Here is an 18,575-nt window from a genome sequence, read left to right as displayed (position 1 = left end):
ACGCTCGGGGCCATGTCGATTTCGCACCTGGATTCTCCGCGCAAGATCCTCGATCTCGGCGCAGGCATCGCGGCCTGCGCGTGGCTCGGGGGCCCGGGTCTCGTCGCGTTCTTGACGTCGAGGCCGGCCCGCATCGCGGTCACGCCCGTGGCGGCGACGAGCGGTGATGCGATCGATCTGCCTCGCATCACCGCGCAGGAGGTGGCGCTGCTGTCGAAAGACGTGGCGCTCGTGCGTGACAAGGAAGGAACGGTGTGGTCCGTGCCGCTCGCCGATCCCTACCGGGTGCGCGAGATCGTGCGCGACATGCGGATGCTGCTCGCGCGTCCTTCCGGGGAAGGCGCGCTCGCGATCAGCGATGAGGGCAAGTTGCTCGCGCTCTCGCTCGGTCGTGGCGAGGTGGGCGCGCGGCCGGTCGAGGTTCCGGGGCGCATGCGCGCGGGGGACGCGGGGGACGGCGTGACGTACCTGCTCGCCGAGGGGGAAGGCGGCGGGCAGCTCCGCGTGTATCCGGGCACGGCGCCGGAGCGCGGGCCGAGCGCGCGCGTGACGTTGCCGGCGGAGGCGGCGGACTTTGATCAGGTGCGCGGAGGTCGCGTGTACTGCGTGGTGTACAAGCGCGGCGGCGCGGGGCTCTGCGTGGTGATGCGGGACGGGGCGCGCGCGGAGGCGTTGCTCGTCACGCTGGACGCGCCGATCGCGGACGTCGCGGTGACGGACACGAGCGTGATCGTGGCGTTCACGGGCGGGAAGCTCGCGCTGTACGACGCGGCGTCGCTGGCAGCGCCGGAGGGGCCGAAGGCGCCGGTGAGCACGACGGCGGCCGGCGGAAAAGGCCGGCCGCGGGTGCTTTTGGCGACGACGACGAAGGGGGCGACGTCGATCTGGATCGGGACGGCCGAGGGCGAGGTGATGCGCGCGGCGGTCGTCGAGGTGGCCGCGGCGCCGGAGCCGCCGGCCGCGGAGCCCGCGGCGCCGGTCGTCGAGGGGCCGTCGAAGGAGGAGGTCGATACGCTCCGCAAGGAGATCGCGTCGCTAAGGAGCGCGCTGGAGGGGAAGGCGCGCGAGCTTGAAACCGTGCGAGGTGAGCTCGACGTCAAGGCGCGCGAGCTTGAACATGCGAGAGGCGAGCTCGACGAGAAGGCGCGCGATTTGGCGACGGGGAGAGCCGAGCTCGACGGGAAGGCGCGCGAGCTCGCGGTCGTGAGAGGCGAGCTCGACGAGAAGACGCGCGATTTGGCGACGGGGAGAGCCGAGCTCGGCGGGAAGATTCGCGAGCTTACCGCCGAAAACCATGCGCTCGACGGCAAGGTTCGGGAGCTTCAAAACGAAAATCGTGAGCTGACCAACGCCAAGAGCGATCTCGCGAGGGCTCTGGAAGAGCTCCGCGAGGAGCGCGCGAAGTTCGAGCACAGCCTGGGCAAACGAATCGACGGCGTTCTGCCCGAGCGCGCACGCAGCGGCATCGACTTCGTGGTCTCGCTCGTCGAGAACCGCCGCCGCTAGCAGGCCATCGATAAGCTTGCTGCGCGCCCTGGATCGTCGGTCGTCGTCCTCGGAATACTGAAGTATTCCTGCGTCCTCCTTCCTAGCTCCAGGGCGCTCGCGGCGCTTCTCGATAGCCTGCTGGTTACAGCCCGAACCGCCCCGCGTTGTCCCGCAGGAACGCGAGGTACACGTCGGCACACTGGTGCGACGGCACCTCGCCGCTGTCGATCGCTGCTTCGAGCGCCTTCTTCAGGTCGCCGATCTTGCGCGACGGCGGCAGGCCGAAGGCGCGCATCATCTCGTCGCCGATGCCGCTCGGCAGCGGGGGCACGACGGCGTCGAGCTTCTGGATCTGCTCCACGCGATCGGCGAGGTCGCTGATCTGACGCAGGCCCTTCTTCTTCTTTTCTGGCCGCTTCGTGGTGATGTCCGCGCGCGACAGGTCGAGCAGGTCCTGGAGCTGATCGCCCATCTCCTTCGCGAACCGGCGCACGGCGCTGTCGGTCCACGAGGCCTCGTACTGGCTCGCTCGCAGGTGGTGCAGGATCAGGAAGCGCACCGAGCTCTTCAGGGCAGGCTCGGGGTTGAAGAGCGGCAAACGCCGGTCCAGCCGGTCGAACATGCGCGCGCCGACCTCGGCGTGGCCAAAGAAGTGAACCTCCCCCGAAGGCGAGATCGTGCGCGTCTTGACCTTGCCGATGTCGTGCAAGAGCGCCGCCCACCGGACTTCGAGCCGCGGTACGGCCTGGCGAACCACTTGCTTCGTGTGTTTCCAGACGTCCTTGTGACGCCACTCGCCGTCGCCAAAGCCGACCATCGCCTTGACCTCGGGCAACATTGCGCCGAGCGCGCCGCATTCGAGGAGCGCGTCGAGCCCGTCTTCGGCGTCGCGCGACATGATGATGCGGTCGATGGTGCGGCGGACGTCGGGGAGGTAGAGCGACGAGGCGGCGCGGAAGTCTTCGCTGTCCGCGACCGGATGCGTGGGCGCGGCGCCCGGCTCGGCAGGCGGCGGGGGCGCTCCTCGTTCGGCGCGCTCGACGGCCCAGGCGAGCGCCGTCATGGCCCGCTCGGGATCGGGGGTCTTCGGAGCCTTCGTCTCTTCCTGCACGCTTCCGATCTCGCTTGAAAACAGGGGAGGGAACGGCGTAGCGCGGCGCGCCTTGCCTGTCGAGTATGAGCGCGCGCGTCAGCGGCCCGGGCGAAGCACCGTCGTCACGCGGAAGGCGCCGCCGATCTGCGCCGTCACGTTCGGCTCGCTCGGGCGCGCGACACCCACGAGCATGCCCGGATGCAAGCCGAGCGGCAGCTCTCCAATGTCACGCACGAGCAAGCGCAGAAGCGCGATCACCATCGGGTGATGACCGACGAGCAGCGCGTCCGCGTCCGCCGCGGCGAGCTCGCGCAGGAGCGCGACCGGCGGCGACTCGTCCGGTTCGAGCTCCGGGAACGTCTCGATCGGGATCGCCGCGACGCCGAGTGCGCCGGCCATGAGCTCCGCGGTGTGATGCGCGCGCACATAGGTGCTCGCGACGATGCGGCCGAGCGTCGGACCGTGCTGGGTCCGCAGCGTCTTGCCGATCTCCTCGACGCCGAGGATGCCTTCGGGGGTGAGGGGGCGATCGCGGTCTCGTCCCGACGGAGAGCTGTCGGCCGCGAGGCCGTGGCGCATCACGTAGAGGTTCATGGTGACGAGAGGGAGCCTGCCACGAGGGAGGCCCCCTCGGGGATGGTTCAGTTGGTCTTCGCGGGGGCGCGACGGCCTTCGGCGGGGGCGGCGTCCCCCTTCTTGCCGGCCGGGGCGGCCTCGGGCGCCTTGCCGGAGCGCTGGATGCCGTGCTTGGCGAGCACGAGCGCCTCGATGCGATCGAGCACGTCGGGGTGCTGCTCCAGGTAGGTGCGGGCGTTTTCGCGACCCTGGCCGATGCGCTCGCCCTGGAAGGAGAACCACGCGCCGCTCTTTTCGACGATGTTCGCTTCCGTCGCGAGGTCGATGACGTCGCCGGCGTGGCTGATGCCCTGGCCGTAGAGGATGTCGAACTCCACCTCGCGGAAGGGCGGCGCCATCTTGTTCTTCACGATCTTCACGCGGGTGCGGTTGCCGACGACGGCAGGCTCCTTGCCGGTCGCCGCCGCCTCCTTGATCTTGCCGATCGCGCGGATGTCCATGCGCACCGAGGAGTAGAACTTGAGGGCGTTGCCGCCGCTCGTCGTCTCCGGGTTGCCGAACATCACGCCGATCTTCAGGCGGATCTGGTTGATGAAGATGAGCAGGCAGTTCGACCGGGCCACGGTGCCGGTGAGCTTGCGCAACGCCTGGCTCATGAGGCGGGCCTGGAGGCCGACGTGGCTGTCGCCCATGTCGCCTTCGATCTCGGCCTTGGGCACGAGGGCGGCGACGGAGTCGATGACGATGATGTCGACGGAATTCGAGCGGACGAGCATGTCCGCGATCTCGAGGGCCTGCTCGCCGTAGTCGGGCTGCGAGATGAGCAGCTCGTCCGTCTTCACGCCGAGCTTCTTCGCGTAGTTCACGTCGAGCGCGTGCTCGGCGTCGATGAAGGCGGCGACGCCGCCGGTGCGCTGGATCTGCGCGATCGCGTGCAGGGTCAGCGTGGTCTTGCCGGAGGACTCCGGGCCGTAGATCTCGATGATGCGGCCGCGGGGGTAGCCGCCGATCCCGAGGGCGATGTCGAGCGAGAGCGAGCCGCTGGAGACGGCGGCGACGTCGTCGTGCAGGCTCTGCCCCTCCTTGAGGCGCATGATCGCGCCCTTGCCGTATTCCTTCTCGACGCTCGCGATGGCGAGCTCCAGCGCGGCGAGCTTCTGCTTGGGGTTCTTCTCGTCACTCATGGCGACCTCGGGGGGCAGGAGGGCAGTGAGGGTAATGGGTCGCGGGTTTTGCGCCACGAACCGTTCGTCTTGGCTGCGTATACTGTCCGGCTGTTCAGGAGGCAAGGCTGAACGGCGGGAGAGCGGACAGGCTATGTCCGCTCCAAAATTTCTGTCAGAAGAGCCCGATCGAGAAGTGGAAGGCGCCGATGTCCTCCCACTGACGGCGGTTCAGGTTGAAGCCGTAGTCGAGCGCGAGCGGGCCGATGGGGGTCGTGATGCGGAGGCCCGCGCCGAGGGCGTAACGGAGCGTGAAGTCGATGGCGGTCGGCTCCTTCCAGAGGTTGCCCGTGTCGAGGAAGAAGCCGGCCTGGAAGAGGTCGGTCACGGGCACGCGGAGCTCGAGGCGTGGGTTGATCGAGAGATCACCGCCGCGGATCGGGACGTTCGCGAGGACGGCCGAGCGCGTGGTCTGGCCCTTCGCGATGAGCCCACGCGCGACGTCCTCGGGCACGAGCGCGTCGGCGAGGAAGGCGCGGATCGTGTCGACGCCGCCGAGGAAGAAGAGGCGGTCGGGGTAGGTGGAGCTGCCGTCCTTGAGCTGGAGGTTGTAGCCGGCCGCGAGGCTCATCGCGATGCTCGGGCCCTTCGAGCCAAGCTCGAAGTAGCCGGCGACGCGGCCGGACATGCGGAGGAAGTGGCTGTTGATCGTGGCCTCGTCCTCGTCGGTGGGCAGCGCGTTGACGTGCTCGACGCCGAGCGCGACGAGCGCGCCCTTCGTCGCGGCGAAGGCGCTGTTGCGGCCGTCCCACGCGAAGTTGATGCGCTCGGCGACGGCGAATGTGCTGCCGAACGGGACGCGGAGCAGCGGGATGATCGGCGAGTCGAGGGCCGTTTCGTTGAAGACGTCGACCTCGTTCACCTCCGCGGACGCGCCGAGGCGCATCGTGACCGTGCGGCTCGGCCGGTAAGCGAGCGTGGGCACGAGCGCCTGTCGGCTGATGCCGAAGCCGCGCTGGTTGTCGCGGACGTCGATGCCGTCGATCGAGAGGCTCACGAGCGGGCCGAGGCCGATCTCGGGGAACGTGATCGACGCGGTGTTCCGGCGTTCGAGCTGCTGGCCGACGCTGAGCTTCTTCTCGTAGTCGGCGCGGACGCCGGGATCGAGGACGATGAAGTCGAAGAGGTACGAGAGCTGCACACGCAAGGTGAGCGCGATGGCGAGGCCCGCGATGTTCTTGTGGCCGTACTCCACGGCGAAGCGCAGGCCCTCGCCCGTGGAGAAGCCGACGCGCGGATCGAGGTACTGCGGGACCTGCTCGGTCACCGTGACGAGCACGCGCTTCTGCTTCTGCGGGACCTCCGGATCTTCGAGGCCCACGGAGACGCTGGAGAAGGCGCCGAGCGAGCCGATGCGCTCCTCGGTGCGTCGCGCGTCGCGCTCGACGAAGGGTTTGCCCTCCTGGAGCACGACGCGGCGCAGGATGAGCGCTTCACTCGTGCGGAGCGCGCCGCGCACGACGAAGCCGCCGACGATGACCTGATCCCGCTCGGTGATCGCGAAGCGAGCGCGCGCCCGCGTGCGGTCGGGTGAGGGCTCGATCGCCGCCTTCACCTCGGCGAACGCATACCCGCGATCGCGGTAGGACTCGACGAGCCGGAGGCGCGCCGCTTCGAGCTCGATCGTGGAGAGCGGCTTGCCGAGCTCGAGGCGGCTCGTCTCGAAGAGCGCCTGCTCCGAGAGCGTGCGGCTGCCTTCGAAGGCGACGTCGTGCAGCAAGGTCTGCGGGCCGAGATGCATCGGGATGCGCAGCGCGATCTCGCGCGAGCACTCGACGTGCTTCACAGGATCGGGGCGGCACACGAGCGTCTGCGGGGGATCCGGCTCCGGCAGCGGGAGGCCGAGGGCGTCCTTCGCGCAGAGGGCCTCGTTCGGCTCGCGCGGCTCGGGGATGCAGCGTCCCGCGGGCGAACGCGCGCTGCACGTCGCGCGCTCGACCTGCACGGGCCCGACGATGGCGTTGAGGTAGCCCTTGCTGTACGCGAGATCCTTCAGGTGCTTGAGCGCGCGCTCGTACGTCTCGGGCGCGTACGTCTCGGCCGGGTTCAGATCGAGCGGCCTCGCCACGGCGCGCGGACCGCGCCCGCCGAAGAGGGCCGAGACCGCGTTCGGATCCTTCAGCGAAAAACCTTTGTCGCCGGGCAGATCCTCCACGAGGAAGCTGTCGATCTCGCCGCGCACCTGCTCGGCGTTCCAGGTCTTCGGCAGGCACGGGAAGATGCGCTGCACGACCCGCACCTGATCACCCTCGTCGATCCGGAGCACGAGGTGGTGCACCGGATCGTTCGGGCCGCCGCGCTCCTCGGCGACGACACGCGCGTCGAGGAAGCCGCGCTGCACGTAGAAGCGGGTGAGCCTCTCGATGAGCTCCTGCGTCTTCTGCTCGAGGCCCTTTTTCGGCGCGACTGCGGCGGAGAGCTCGACCTCGTCGACGGAGCGGTTGCCCTCGAAGACCGGGACGATGCGTGGCCCCGGTGTGACGTACACGAAGAGCTCGCTGCTCGACGCCGAGAGCCGCACCGCGTGCTTGACGTCGGCGCGGTAGAAGCCGCTTTCGCGCAGCACCTCGGCGAGCTCCCGATCGGCCTCTTCGAGCAGCGGCTCGTCGATGCGCGCGCCGACCCCGAACCGATAGCGTTCTTCGAGGCCGCCGAGCTCGCGCTCCATGCCGGGCGTGATCACGAAGGAGCGACGCGACACGGTGCGCGGCGTGCCCGCGTCGATGTCGATGCGCAAGACGACGCGGCCCGGATCGTCCGTGTCCGAGACGTCGGACATGACGTTCGCCTGGGGGTAGCCGTGATCCGCGTAGTACCGGCGGATCCGCTGGCCCATCTCCGTCAACATCGGCGCCGTGATCTCGCCGCCTTCCCGCACGTGCGCCGCGTCGAGCGTCGCAGCGCGATCCAGCGTCGCGCCCGAAAGGCGGATCGAGGCCACGATGCGCCGCGGCAAGACATGCGCGCGCAGCACGACGCCATCTCCCTCGGCGATCGTCTCGACCGTCACGCGCGCGAACTGCCCCGACTCCGTGAGCTCGCGCATCACGGTTCGCGCGGCCGAGGGCTGAAACGGCTCGCCTGTGCGGATCTTCGTGACACGCGGCGAGGTGCTCCAGCGCGAGCCCACGGTCACGACGTCGACGCGCTTGATCGGTTTGCCCGTGAGCGCGCTCGTGTCGGGCGGCGGCCCGAGCTGCGGCGCGGCGAGCGCGGCTTGCGGCTCCTCGCCGGCGAGCGCTGCGCTTTCGCCGGGGCTCGTCCCCTGGTTGTTCGTGGCGTCGGCCCCCGCCGTCGCCGCGCCGAGCAGGCAGACGAGCGAGCATGCTGCGGCCAGGCAGCGGGCTCGTTGGGACCGGGAAAAACGCGGGATGGGCACGGGCCGAGGTGGATGGGGGCACAGAGGGGCTCGCGGCCCTTTGGAGACGCCCGTCCCGATGCTACCGTCCGCCCGAGTTGCTCGCCAAAAGGTACGGCATGGCTGATCCGACGATCCTGATAGGGGCGGTCGCATACGACCCAAAGGTCGTGACCATCTGGGAGGGCATGCGTGAGCACTTCCAGGAGCACGGCGTGTCCCTCGATTTCGCGCTTTTCTCCAGCTACGAGCGGCAGATCGAGGCCCTGCTCCACGGGCACGTCGACATCGCCTGGAACTCCGGCATCTCCCATGTGCGTGTGAAGCGGCGCACCGAAGGCAAGGCCATCGGTATCGCCATGCGCGACCGCGACCGCGACGTCTGCGCGAAGATCCTCATCCGTCGGGAGGTCGTCGTTCGCAAGCTCACGGACCTCCACGGCAAGGTGCTGGCCGTGGGGACGCGCGACTCGGCGCAGTCGAGGATCTTGCCGCTCTACTACTTGAAGCAAGCGGGCGTGGATCTGAACCAGGTGAAGATCCTCGCGTTCGACTCCGACGTCGGCAAGCACGGCGACACGGGCGCGAGCGAGCTCGCGGTGCTCGCGGCCGTGCACGAAGGCCGGGCGCACGCGGGCGCGGTCGGGAGCCTCGTCTTCCAGGCCGAGCAGGCGACGGGGCACGTCGATCCGCGCATCGTCGACGTGCTCTGGACGACGCCGACCTTCGACCTGCGCATGTTCGACGCGATGCCCACGCTCGCCGCGGACAAGGCCGAGACGTTCAAGCGCGTCCTCTCGGAGATGGCGTACGCGAACCCCAAGCACCGCAAGCTCCTCGACATGGAGGGGCTGCGCCGCTGGGTCCCCGGGCGCGAGCAGAGCTACGCGCCGGTGCGCGCCGCGCTCGACGATCTTCCCGGCTTCGGCTGAGCGCGCGCGATCATTCGAACTCGAGCCGCCAGCGCAAGTCGGCGCCGAGGTTGCCGAGCGGCGAGCTCGAGACGTCGTTCGTGTTGTCGTACGCGCCCTGCACGATGACGCGTTTGCCGAGGCGCCACTCGATGCTCGAACGGACTTCGCGGTTCTCGGTGATGCCCGTCGTCACGGTGGCGCGCACGTCCTCCGTGATGCGCTTGCCGAGCGTGACCGTCGGCTCGGTGCGGCCCGTGCGCGACGAGTACGACGTCCCGAAGCGGAACTCGTCGATGAGCGGCACGATCGTCTTCACGGCCTTGTCCGCGCCGGTGAGCGCGGCGAGCGCTTCGAGGCCCACGGTCTCGCCGAGGGACGAGGCGAGACCACGATCCATCTCGGCCCGCGTGAGGCCGAGCGTCAGCAAGAGGACGATGTCCTCCTGGCCGAGCGGCGGATCACTCGTGAGGTCGAGCTTCACGTTCTCCTGATCGCCGTGGGCGTAGAGGTTGATGCGCCACTGCTGCCCGAGCGTCGCGGTCGCCGCCGCGCTCGTGCTCGTGTCAGCGGGCGCCGCGCCCGGGGCGCTGGTCGCCGCATACCGCCGGTATTCGGTCTGCGCGCGGAGATCGATCCGCGGCGCGAAACGCAGCGGGTCGTCGAACCGAACCGAGCCCTCGCGCACCGTGAACTCGCTGTTCCGCAGCCGGAGCTTCGAGTCGGGCAGGATGCGCAGGTTGCCGCGCGCGCCGTAGCGCTGGTTCGTCCCGGAGAGCGCGAGCCCGGGCGGCGTCACTTCGAGCAGCATGTCGACGAGCCCGTTCGAGAAGCGCATCGGCCGCGGCGAGACCACGTTCACGTCGAAGCGCAGCGCGTCGTTCTTCGGGTCGTACGTCTCGACCGCCGTGCGCTTCGGACCACCCGCGAGCTGGTTCAGATCGAGGCTCAGCGCGATCGGCCGCGAGTACGTGAACGACGTGAGCGACACCGTCCCCTTCACCTCGGGCAGGTTCCGCTCCGCGCGCTCCTCGTCGCTCGTGAAGGGGCGAAACGTCGCGGAGAGGTCGGCGTCCGCGGTCAGGTTGATCCCCTCGCCGAGCGGCATCTTCACGCCCCGCGCGAGGATCGACGCCTCGGCCGTGCCGAGCTCGAAGCCGCGGATCGGCATGCGCCCCGTCAAGCTCACCTCGCCGCCGCCGATCTTGGCCGCGCCGCGCAGGATGCGCACCTCGCTGTTCGTGACCGCGACGTCCACCTCGATGTCGTCGAGCGACACGGGCAACCCTCGCAGCGCGAGCTCGCCGCCGCGCAGCCGCGCCGAACCGCCGTACCGCAGCGCGTTCGTCGTACCTTGCACGCGCAGGTTCGCTTCGAGCGACCCGCGCGCCCGCGAGACCTGCTGCATGTCGGCGGACAGGCGCCCGAGATCGAGCGGCCCGACACGCAAGCCCACGTCGAACTCGGGCGCGGTCACGAGGCGCTGCACGCGGCCGCCGAGCGCGATCGGCGCCGACAAACCCGAGCCGCTCTGCACGACGAGCTCGAGGTCGGGCAGCACGAGCGTGTTGTTCTGCACGACGATCGGCCCGGGCGTCCCCTGCAGCGACACGCGACGCCCGCCGCGATCGAGATCGAGCCCCGTCAGCGTGACGACCACGTCGCTCTTCGCGAGATCGTCGAGCGGCAGCCGGCGGATCTCGAGCGCGGCGTCAAGGCTGCCATGCGGCGGCGTGGCGCTGAACGCGACGCCCGGGATCAGGTTCGCGAGCGTACCGAGATCGAGCCCGCGTGTCGTGAGCTTGCCCGTCACGACCTTGTGCTTCTGCCGCGTGATGCGCACGTCCGAGAGCGCGAGCTGCCCGCCCGCGAGCATCCCGTCGACGCGGAACGTGCCCGCGGACGTGTCCCTGTCGAACTCGGCCCGATCGAAGGGCCCCGAGCGTGGATTGCCGCAGCGCGTCCAGCCGGTCGTCTTCACCTGCGTGCCTTCGGAGCCCATGAGCACGCGGAGCTGCGACGACGGCAGCGACGAGGGCCCGATCCGGATCGGCGAGATCTGCACGTCGGCCTGCGCTTCGAGCGCGCTCACCGTGCCCGAGATGTTCGCGATCGCCGAGATCGATCCGTCGAGCGGTTTGCCCATGCGGCCGAGCGCGTCGAGGTGATCGATCGGGATCCCCGTGGCGATCGCTTGCCCGGACACGCGCCCGCCCGGACGAACCGACACGGTGGCGAGCAGCGAGCCCGCGCCCTTGCGCAGGCTCGCCGCGTGCACGTCGAGGTTCATCCCCGCCGCGCCCGCCTCACGATCTTCCCAGTCGAGATCGACGTCGACGTCGCCGTCGGAGTACTTCTCGCCGAAGAGCGCCACCTCCTCGAGGTGCATCTTCGTCTTCACGCGCAAGCGGCCCGCGCCGCAACGATCCTCGGGCCCGCCGACCACGAAATGCACCCGCGCCGTCCCGCTCGCGTTGCCGTCGATCTCGGCGAAGCGCGGATCGTCGTCGAGGTGCACGATCCGGTAGAAGTCGTGGAGCCAGAGGTGCGGCGCGCTCTGCGTGTCGACCTCCGCGTCCACCACGACGTTCGGCCCTGCGTCGAAATCGACGTGCACCTCGGGCGCGCGGATCTTGCTCTCGCCCTTGCGTACATGCACGTCGGCGAGGCGCAGATCAAAGGGCTCGAAGAACACGCGCGCGCTCTCCACGTCGCCGAACGAGAACGCCGCGAACTCGAAGCCCTTGATCGCCACGTCGGCCTCGACCTTCGGCCGCGTGAACGGCCCGCGCGCGACCGCGGCGACGTCCGCGATCCCCGCGATCGGGATGTTCCGCAGCGGCGAGAGCTCCGACAGATCGACGTGGGATCCCTTCGCGATCTCGATGTCGAGGTAGCTCCGGAAGAACAGCTTCACCGTCGTGTGGAGCTCCGACTTCGGCGTCTCGATCGCGACGTCGTCGAGCACGATCCCCGTCGGCCGCACCCGGAAGAAGCCGCGCAGCGTCCCCTCGGCCACGCTCATCATGTGGCCGCGCGCGGGATCCGTCGTCGGTTTGTCGAAGACCTCGAAGTTCCGCGTCGTGATCTCCATCGGCCCGTCGAGCGAGAGCGGCGAGAGCGTCCCGGTGAACCGCTCGAAGCGGCCTCGTTCGAGGTGCCAGGCCACGTGCGCCTGCGGGTGCACGCCGAGATCCCGCAGGAGTCCGGGGAACTGGAGGTCGCGGACCTCGATCGGGCCCGCCGTGAGCGGCGCGCCGGTCGCGAACGGCTCGATCTTCACGTCCGCGATCGTCGCGGTGCCGTCGGCCCACGTGAGCTCGATCTTCGACACGCGCACCACGTCCTCGGCGATCGACAGCTCGCCCTCGAACGTCGTCGCGAAGACCTTGCCGGAGAGTCCAGGTCGATCCGCCTCGATGCGCCCCGCCACGCGCGGCAGCGTGGATTTCCCGTCGTGCTCGACCTCCACGTCGAGGCCCACGGCGCCCGTGAGCCACGGCGTATCCACGAAGCGATGCGCGAGCGGCACCGGCAGCCGCGTCCGCACGCGGCCTCGAAACGCCGGCATGGCGAGCGGCGTCCCGCTCTTGGGCAGCTCCACGCGCAGCGCGCCGAGCTCGAGCTCCACCGAGCGCCAGTCCTCCCGCGCGAGCTCGCACCCCGGGCTCGTCTCCGCGTCCGGATCGAGATCCGCCGCCCCGAGGAGGCGGAGCCGCCGCACGAGCAGCCCCTCCGCGTCGACGCGCACCCGCGTGTCGAGCCTGCAGATCACGTCCTCGTCGACCATGTCCTCGTCGGGCCGACCGGGCATGGGGTGCGTCCGGACGATCGTCGATTTCCCTGCGCGGAGCGCGATCTCGAAGGCCCCGTCGTCTTCCGCGGACACGTCGACGTCGACCTCGCTGGTCACGACGTGCACGCCCTCGACGAGCGCGTCGATGCGCGCGTCCGTCACGGCGAGCGAAGAGAACGGGGCCCGCGCCTTCTCGGCCGAAGGCTGCGAGGCCGGCAGTTTGTACGAGAGGTTCTTCAGCGCGCCGCCCTCGACCACGGCGCGGATCCGCGGCCCGAGCACCTCGACCTCGCCCACGTCGAGCTCTCCGTCGAGCAGGGAGAACACCCGCGGACGAACGCTGATCCGCTCCACCGCGAGCACGGGCGCGCCGCCGTCGGTCGCGTCGACGACCACGTCTTCGAGGTCGATCGCCATCGGCCACGCCTGCACGGCGACCCGGTAGCGGGCGACGACGCCGAGCTCCCGCTGCACGAGCGCGGCCGTCTCTCGCGCAGCCCACGCGCGCACGGTGCCCGTGCGCACGAGCGCCCCGAGGACGAGCGGGATGGCGCCGACGAGGGCAAACAGCACGCAGAGCGCGACGGCGAAAGCGCGACCGACGTCACGACGCCCGCGTTTTCGCGTGCGTTTGTTCGTCGGTGCGCTCCCGGCAACCATGACGTCGAGCTTACCTCAGCCCCGTCCCCCGTGCCGGGATCACCGTCCCGCATGCACCTTCGGCGCTTTACGCGGCCCGAGAATCCTGGAAACATCCTGCTCTTGCGTGCGAGGTCCGGGTGCACGTGCGCCCGATCTTCTGTTGTTCGGAGGACCGATGCGATCGACGATCCCCGCCACGCTGGTGGCGCTTGGCTGCTTGGCAATTCATGCGTTTGGCTGCGCGGGCGGCGAAACCCCGGGGCAAGGCGGCTCCGCGGGGACGGGTGGCGGCGGCACCGGCGCCACCGGTGGCACCGGCGGCGTTGGCGGCCAAGGTGGCCAGGGGGGCGCGGGCGGCGCGACGTGCACGCCGACCGACGAGCTGTGTGACGGCCTGGACAACGACTGCGATCAGGAGGTCGACGAGGACTGCCCCTGCGTCGAAGGACAAACGCAGTCCTGCTACTCGGGCGCCGACGGCACGCAGGGCGTCGGCTCCTGCACCGCGGGTCAGCAGACGTGTGATGTGAATGGCAAGTGGAGCAAGTGCAAGGGCGAGGTCGTGCCGAAGACGCAGGAGAGCTGCAACGGCATCGACGACGACTGCAACGGAATGGTCGACGATATGGCGCCGACGATCTGCGGCTTCGGCGCCTGCCAGGTCACGGTCGTCACCTGCGAGAACGCCCAGCTCAACCAGTGCATCCCGCTCCAGCCCACGCTCGAGAAGTGTGACGGCATCGACAACGACTGCGATCAGATCGTCGACGACTCGTTCCCCGAGAAGGGGAAGACCTGCACGTCGGAGCTGATCGGCGCCTGTTCCAAGGGCAAGTACGCCTGCACCAGCGGCGCCTTGGAGTGCGTCCCCGACGTCATGCCCGTCCCCGAGACCTGCAACGGTATCGACGACGACTGCGACGGCACGTTGGACGAGGACATCCCCGGCACGGGCGGCCAGTGCGGCACGGGCCTGCTCGGCGTCTGCGCGAACGGCGCGATCCAGTGCAAGAACAGCACGATCGACTGCTTCCCGATCACCCCGCAATCGCCGGAGAAGTGCAACGGCGTCGACGACGACTGCGACGGCGTGGTCGACGAGAACAACCCCGAGGGCGGCGTCTCTTGCCAGACAGGTCAATCCGGCACCTGCGCGACCGGCACGCGGAAGTGCTCGAGCGGCTTGCTGATCTGCGAGCCGAACTCGTCAGCGACCCCCGAGGTGTGCAACGGCATCGACGAGAACTGCAACGGCATCGTCGACGAGGGCAATCCGGGCAGCGGCGCCGCGTGCGGCTGCGGCGGCACGACGGCCTGCACGGACGGCAAACTCCTCTGCACGGGCGGCCCGCCGGTCTATCTCTACGAAGACTTCAGCGACGCCCCCGACTGGACCCTCGGCCCCGAGTGGGAAGTCAAGGCGGCCGTCTCCGGCGGCACCTGCCTGAACACGAGCGGCACCCACAGCGATCCGGCGACCGACACCTCGCCCTCGACCGACAACAAAATCGCGGGCGTCGTCGTCGGCGGCTGCTCGACGAGCTCGCAGAGCGCGACGACGCACGGCTACTACTACCTGACGAGCCCAATCTTCGACACCTCGGCGGCGCCCGGCGTCTACCTCATGTTCCAGCGCTGGCTGAACAGCGACGCGACGCCGTTCATGAACAACGTCATCGAGGTGTTCAACGGCACCGCCTGGGTCCAGGTCTGGCAAAGCGGGCCCACCCTTTCGACGGCCTCCGCCTGGACGAAGGTCTCCTACGACATCTCCCAGTACAAGAACGCCACCATGCGTATCCGCTGGGGCTTCAACATCGCCTCGCCCCTGGTCGACCCGATGGGCTCGTGGAACATCGACGACGTCATCGTCTCGACCACCATCTGCCCCTAGCAGAGGGCCGATAAGCTTGCTGCGCGCCTCGAATCGTCGGTCGGGCTCCTCGGAATACATGTGTATTCCTGCGTCGCCCTCCCTAGTTTCGAGGCGCTCGCGGCGCTTCTCGGCCCTCTGCTGATTTCGGCCACCGCGACGATTTTATTTTACGCCGTACGTGGCCACGATTGGCGCGTGATCCGTTGCATCGTCCACGTCGTTGCCGTGGCGAATGGTCACGGATGCTTGGTCGAGCATCCCCGCGAGCAGCGGGTGCGACATCTGGTGGTCCACGAGCTCCAGCGCCCCCTGATAGTCGTACGTCCAGCGGACGTTCGCCGGAACGAAATCGGGCGCATTCGTGTACATCCCGTCCCCCTCGCCGAGCATGGCGAGGTACGGCGGCGAGCCCGGCACGTCATTGAAATCGCCGAGCACCAGCACCGCGCGTGACGGATCCTCCTTCACGAGCGCGTTCGCGATCGCGCGCGTGCGTTGCGCCTCCGCGAGGCGCTTGTTCGGGTTGTCGTCCTCCTTCGCCTTGAAATGCACCCCGAGGAGCACGAGCTTTCGCCCGTTGTAGGTGAGGTGGTATTCGGGGCAATCGCGCGAGAATCGATACGTCGGCCCCACCGTCCCATTCAGCGGAAATTGCTCGTCCTTGTGCGAGACCACCTTGTCGATCGGCAGCTTCGATAGAATTCCGATGTCCACGCCGCGCGGATCGTTCCCGTCCACGATCCCGATGCTCGTGTATTTCCCGCCGAGCTCGCTTTGCACGAGGTCCGAGAGCGAAGCCTCGTTCTCCACCTCCTGCAGCACCACCACGTCCGCGTCGATCGCCGAAAGCACCACGCCGATGGCCTTTCGATGGTTCACGTATTGCGCCGTCGACCTCACCACCTCGTCCACCGCCGCGCTATCGTTCTTGTCGTTCAGATAATTGCGAACGTTCCAGTTGGCCACGCGCAGCGGCATCGGATCCTTCGGCGCCCCTCCGCCGGCTCCGCCGCTCCCGCCCGTCCCGCCGCTCCCGCCGCTCCCGCCGGCATCGCCGCTCGAGCTCTCCCGGACGCGGCCGTCCTGCCCGCATCCGCCGCTCGAAAGCACGAGCAGCGCGGACACGAGCGCGCCGCTCGCCGTGAGCCTCCCCGCGCGGGCGAGGCAAGTCCATCCACCGAAACGAGAGCCTTGAGACCGAGAAGAAGCATGCAACATGCGCTCAGTGTCCCGTCGCCATTCCTGCGCGGCAAGCCCCGCGTCGTTCTCCGCTTCACGACGCCGCGCATGGTCAGGTTCGTAACCATCCATGGCCGCTTCGCAGCGTCGCATGTCGACGGGGCGCGCGGTCCTCCCGGCCTTTACAGCGCTTCGTGATCCATGCGAGGATCAATCGACCAAGCATTCGCTTGGAATATTCTTTTCAGGAGCGGGCCATGCGGAACCTCATGCGCGAAAGGCTGTTCGCGGGCGCAATCTTCCTCGTCGTCGGCGTCGCTGCATTCGGGTGCAGCGACGGCGGAGCCACGTCCTCCAACGGCACGGGCGGCAGCGGCGGCGCGGGCGGGCTCGGCGGCGCAGGCGGCCAGGGCGGTGAGGGCGGAACCGCCGTTTGCAACGAGGAGGAGACCCAGCCCTGTTATACCGGCCCCGCGGGCACCCAGGGCCAAGGTGAATGCAAAGGCGGCACCACGACGTGCGTCGGTGGCCAGTGGTCCGCGTGCGCCGGCGAGGTCTTGCCGAGCGCCGCGGAGACGTGCGACGGCAAGGACGACGATTGCAACGGCCAGGTCGACGACGCCATCCCGCAGGTCACCTGCGGCCTCGGCGCCTGCTCCGTCACCGTCGATGGCTGCAAAGATGCAGCCGTCCCCGATTGCACCCCGCTCCCGCCTCCCTCGGAAACGGAGACCTGCAACGGCAGCGACGACAATTGCGACGGCCAGATCGACGAGGGGTGCACCTGCGTCGACGGACAAACGCAATCGTGTTATTCGGGCGGCGCCGCCACGAAGGGCGTCGGCGCATGCAAGGACGGCACGCAGACCTGCGCCGGCGGCACCTGGGGGCCCTGCGAAGGGGAGACCCTTCCTGCCGCCGAGGCTTGCGATAGCCTCGACAACGATTGTGATGGGACGTCCGACGAGGATCTCGGGCAGACGACCTGCGGCGCCGGCGCCTGCGCGAAGACCGTCGAGAGCTGCGTGAACGGCATGCCCCAGCCTTGCAATCCCGGTATGCCGAGCCCCGAGACGTGCAACGGCGTCGACGACGATTGCAATCTCCTCATCGACGACGGCCTCGGCACGCTCACCTGCGGCATGGGCGTGTGTCAGAAGACCGTGCAGGCTTGCGTCGCTGGACAAGCGCAAATGTGCGTGCCCAGCATGGGCACGACCGAGACGTGCAATGGCGTCGACGACAATTGCAATGGTCAGACGGACGAGGGCAACCCCGGCGGCGGCGGCGTGTGCACCACGGGCCTCCAGGGCGTCTGCGCGGCGGGCGTGCTCAACTGCCAGAACGGCTCGCTCACCTGCACGGCGACGGCCATGGCCGGCGCCGAGACGTGCGACGGCCAGGACAACGACTGCGACGGCCAGACGGACGAGGGCAACCCGGGCGGCGGCGCCGTGTGCTCGACCGGAAAACCCGGCATCTGCGGGCCGGGCACGACGGCTTGCACGAACGGCGCGCCGGTCTGCAACCAGAATGCGCAGCCCGTGGCCGAGATTTGCAATGGCGTCGACGACGATTGCGACGGCCAGGCGGACGAGAGCAACCCGGGCGGCGGCGCCGCGTGCACCACCGGCCTTCAGGGGGTCTGCGCCGCGGGCACGCAGACGTGCACGAGCGGGGCGCTCTCGTGCAAGCAGAACGTCATGCCTTCAACCGAGATTTGCGACGGCAAGGACAACGATTGTGATGGGCTGATCGACGAGACGGTCCCGAACATCGTTTCGATTTTCTCCGAGACCTTCGCGAACAACGCCGCTGGGTGGGGGCTCGGGACCGAGTGGCAAATCGGCGCGGCCAAGGTGTCCAGCGGGCATGGGTATGGCTACCCGGATCCCGCCGCAGATCATACCCTGACCGCGGACAACGGCGTCGCTGGTGTCGTACTCGGTGGCAATGCGAGCACGGTGGTTCACGCGGCCTACTACCTCACGAGCCCCATCATCAACACGAGCGGGACGGGCTTCGTGACGATGGACCTCTGGCGGTGGCTGAACAGCGACTACGACCCCTACATGATCAACACGATCGAGGTTTCCGCGAACAATGGCTCGACCTGGACCGTAATCTGGCAGTCGGGCGCCATGCCGGGCATCCAGGAGCAGGCGTGGAACAACTACAACTATGACCTGACCCCCTACAAGTCCGCGACCATGCGCGTCCGTTTCGGCGTCAGCGTCAACCAGCTCGACGCGTACGTCGTGTCGTCCTGGAACCTGGACGACATCGTCATTCGCCGCTGCCAGTAACGTACGTCCGGCGGCCGGGCGGTTTCTCCCGTCCCCATCTCCTCCGCCCTGACGTGACCCGGTAAAGAAAACCGCCCCCGATCCTGCTGGATTCGGGGGCGGTTTTTCTTTGACTCTCGAACGAAAC

The 18,575-nt window shown here is 68.9% G+C and carries 10 protein-coding genes; 4 read left to right on the top strand and 6 right to left on the bottom strand.

Annotated elements, in window-relative coordinates; translation table 11 throughout:
- The first annotated feature begins 12 nt into the window (after nucleotides 1-12).
- A complete protein-coding gene (locus POL67_RS34505) occupies nucleotides 13-1,506 on the top strand; it encodes a hypothetical protein (RefSeq protein ID WP_271924869.1) in 1,494 nt (497 codons plus the stop codon).
- Between the two features lie 124 nt (nucleotides 1,507-1,630).
- On the opposite strand, the gene POL67_RS34500 is transcribed toward POL67_RS34505, so the two are convergent.
- From POL67_RS34500 to POL67_RS34485, 4 genes are all read right to left on the bottom strand, one after another.
- Nucleotides 1,631-2,599 (bottom strand): HD domain-containing protein, encoded by a 969-nt coding sequence (locus POL67_RS34500; RefSeq protein ID WP_271924868.1) that lies wholly within the window; start codon nucleotides 2,597-2,599, stop codon nucleotides 1,631-1,633.
- 78 nt (nucleotides 2,600-2,677) lie between these two features.
- Complete coding sequence (locus tag POL67_RS34495; protein WP_271924867.1) at nucleotides 2,678-3,175, bottom strand: SixA phosphatase family protein; 498 nt, start codon at nucleotides 3,173-3,175, stop codon at nucleotides 2,678-2,680.
- Between the two features lie 47 nt (nucleotides 3,176-3,222).
- The gene (recA, locus tag POL67_RS34490; RefSeq protein WP_136933019.1) at nucleotides 3,223-4,341 is read right to left on the bottom strand and encodes a recombinase RecA; all 1,119 of its coding nucleotides are present in this window, start codon (nucleotides 4,339-4,341) and stop codon (nucleotides 3,223-3,225) included.
- 154 nt (nucleotides 4,342-4,495) lie between these two features.
- On the bottom strand, nucleotides 4,496-7,759 hold the full coding sequence (locus tag POL67_RS34485; RefSeq protein ID WP_271924866.1) for a BamA/OMP85 family outer membrane protein: 3,264 nt from the start codon (nucleotides 7,757-7,759) through the stop codon (nucleotides 4,496-4,498).
- A 98-nt stretch (nucleotides 7,760-7,857) separates the two neighbouring features.
- Here POL67_RS34485 and POL67_RS34480 point away from each other — a divergent pair, with 98 nt between their 5' ends.
- Nucleotides 7,858-8,670, top strand: a complete 813-nt coding sequence (locus POL67_RS34480; RefSeq protein WP_136932991.1) for a phosphate/phosphite/phosphonate ABC transporter substrate-binding protein — start codon at nucleotides 7,858-7,860, stop codon at nucleotides 8,668-8,670.
- Between the two features lie 10 nt (nucleotides 8,671-8,680).
- Here the strand turns inward: POL67_RS34480 and POL67_RS34475 are convergent, their stop codons facing one another.
- On the bottom strand, nucleotides 8,681-13,105 hold the full coding sequence (locus POL67_RS34475) for a translocation/assembly module TamB domain-containing protein (RefSeq protein ID WP_271924865.1): 4,425 nt from the start codon (nucleotides 13,103-13,105) through the stop codon (nucleotides 8,681-8,683).
- A gap of 157 nt (nucleotides 13,106-13,262) precedes the next feature.
- Here POL67_RS34475 and POL67_RS34470 point away from each other — a divergent pair, with 157 nt between their 5' ends.
- Nucleotides 13,263-14,981, top strand: a complete 1,719-nt coding sequence (locus POL67_RS34470; RefSeq protein ID WP_271924864.1) for a MopE-related protein — start codon at nucleotides 13,263-13,265, stop codon at nucleotides 14,979-14,981.
- Between the two features lie 144 nt (nucleotides 14,982-15,125).
- Here the strand turns inward: POL67_RS34470 and POL67_RS34465 are convergent, their stop codons facing one another.
- On the bottom strand, nucleotides 15,126-16,088 hold the full coding sequence (locus POL67_RS34465) for an endonuclease/exonuclease/phosphatase family protein (protein ID WP_271924863.1): 963 nt from the start codon (nucleotides 16,086-16,088) through the stop codon (nucleotides 15,126-15,128).
- Between the two features lie 311 nt (nucleotides 16,089-16,399).
- Between POL67_RS34465 and POL67_RS34460 the strand changes: the two genes are divergently transcribed.
- On the top strand, nucleotides 16,400-18,448 hold the full coding sequence (locus POL67_RS34460; protein ID WP_271924862.1) for a MopE-related protein: 2,049 nt from the start codon (nucleotides 16,400-16,402) through the stop codon (nucleotides 18,446-18,448).
- Nucleotides 18,449-18,575: the final 127 nt, after the last annotated feature.

Origin of the sequence: Polyangium mundeleinium, assembly GCF_028369105.1 — a bacterium.
Classification (GTDB): Bacteria; Myxococcota_A; Polyangia; order Polyangiales; family Polyangiaceae; genus Polyangium; species Polyangium mundeleinium.
Note: the sequence above shows the minus strand (reverse complement) of the source record. Positions and strands in the feature narration are given on the sequence as shown.

Coding starts and splice junctions, on each gene's coding strand:
- POL67_RS34505 (WP_271924869.1), top strand. CDS start 13: ATGTCGATTTCGCACCTGGATTCTCCGCGCAAGATCCTCGATCTCGGC.
- POL67_RS34495 (WP_271924867.1), bottom strand. CDS start 3,175: ATGAACCTCTACGTGATGCGCCACGGCCTCGCGGCCGACAGCTCTCCG.
- recA (WP_136933019.1), bottom strand. CDS start 4,341: ATGAGTGACGAGAAGAACCCCAAGCAGAAGCTCGCCGCGCTGGAGCTC.
- POL67_RS34480 (WP_136932991.1), top strand. CDS start 7,858: ATGGCTGATCCGACGATCCTGATAGGGGCGGTCGCATACGACCCAAAG.
- POL67_RS34475 (WP_271924865.1), bottom strand. CDS start 13,105: ATGGTTGCCGGGAGCGCACCGACGAACAAACGCACGCGAAAACGCGGG.
- POL67_RS34470 (WP_271924864.1), top strand. CDS start 13,263: ATGCGATCGACGATCCCCGCCACGCTGGTGGCGCTTGGCTGCTTGGCA.
- POL67_RS34460 (WP_271924862.1), top strand. CDS start 16,400: ATGCGGAACCTCATGCGCGAAAGGCTGTTCGCGGGCGCAATCTTCCTC.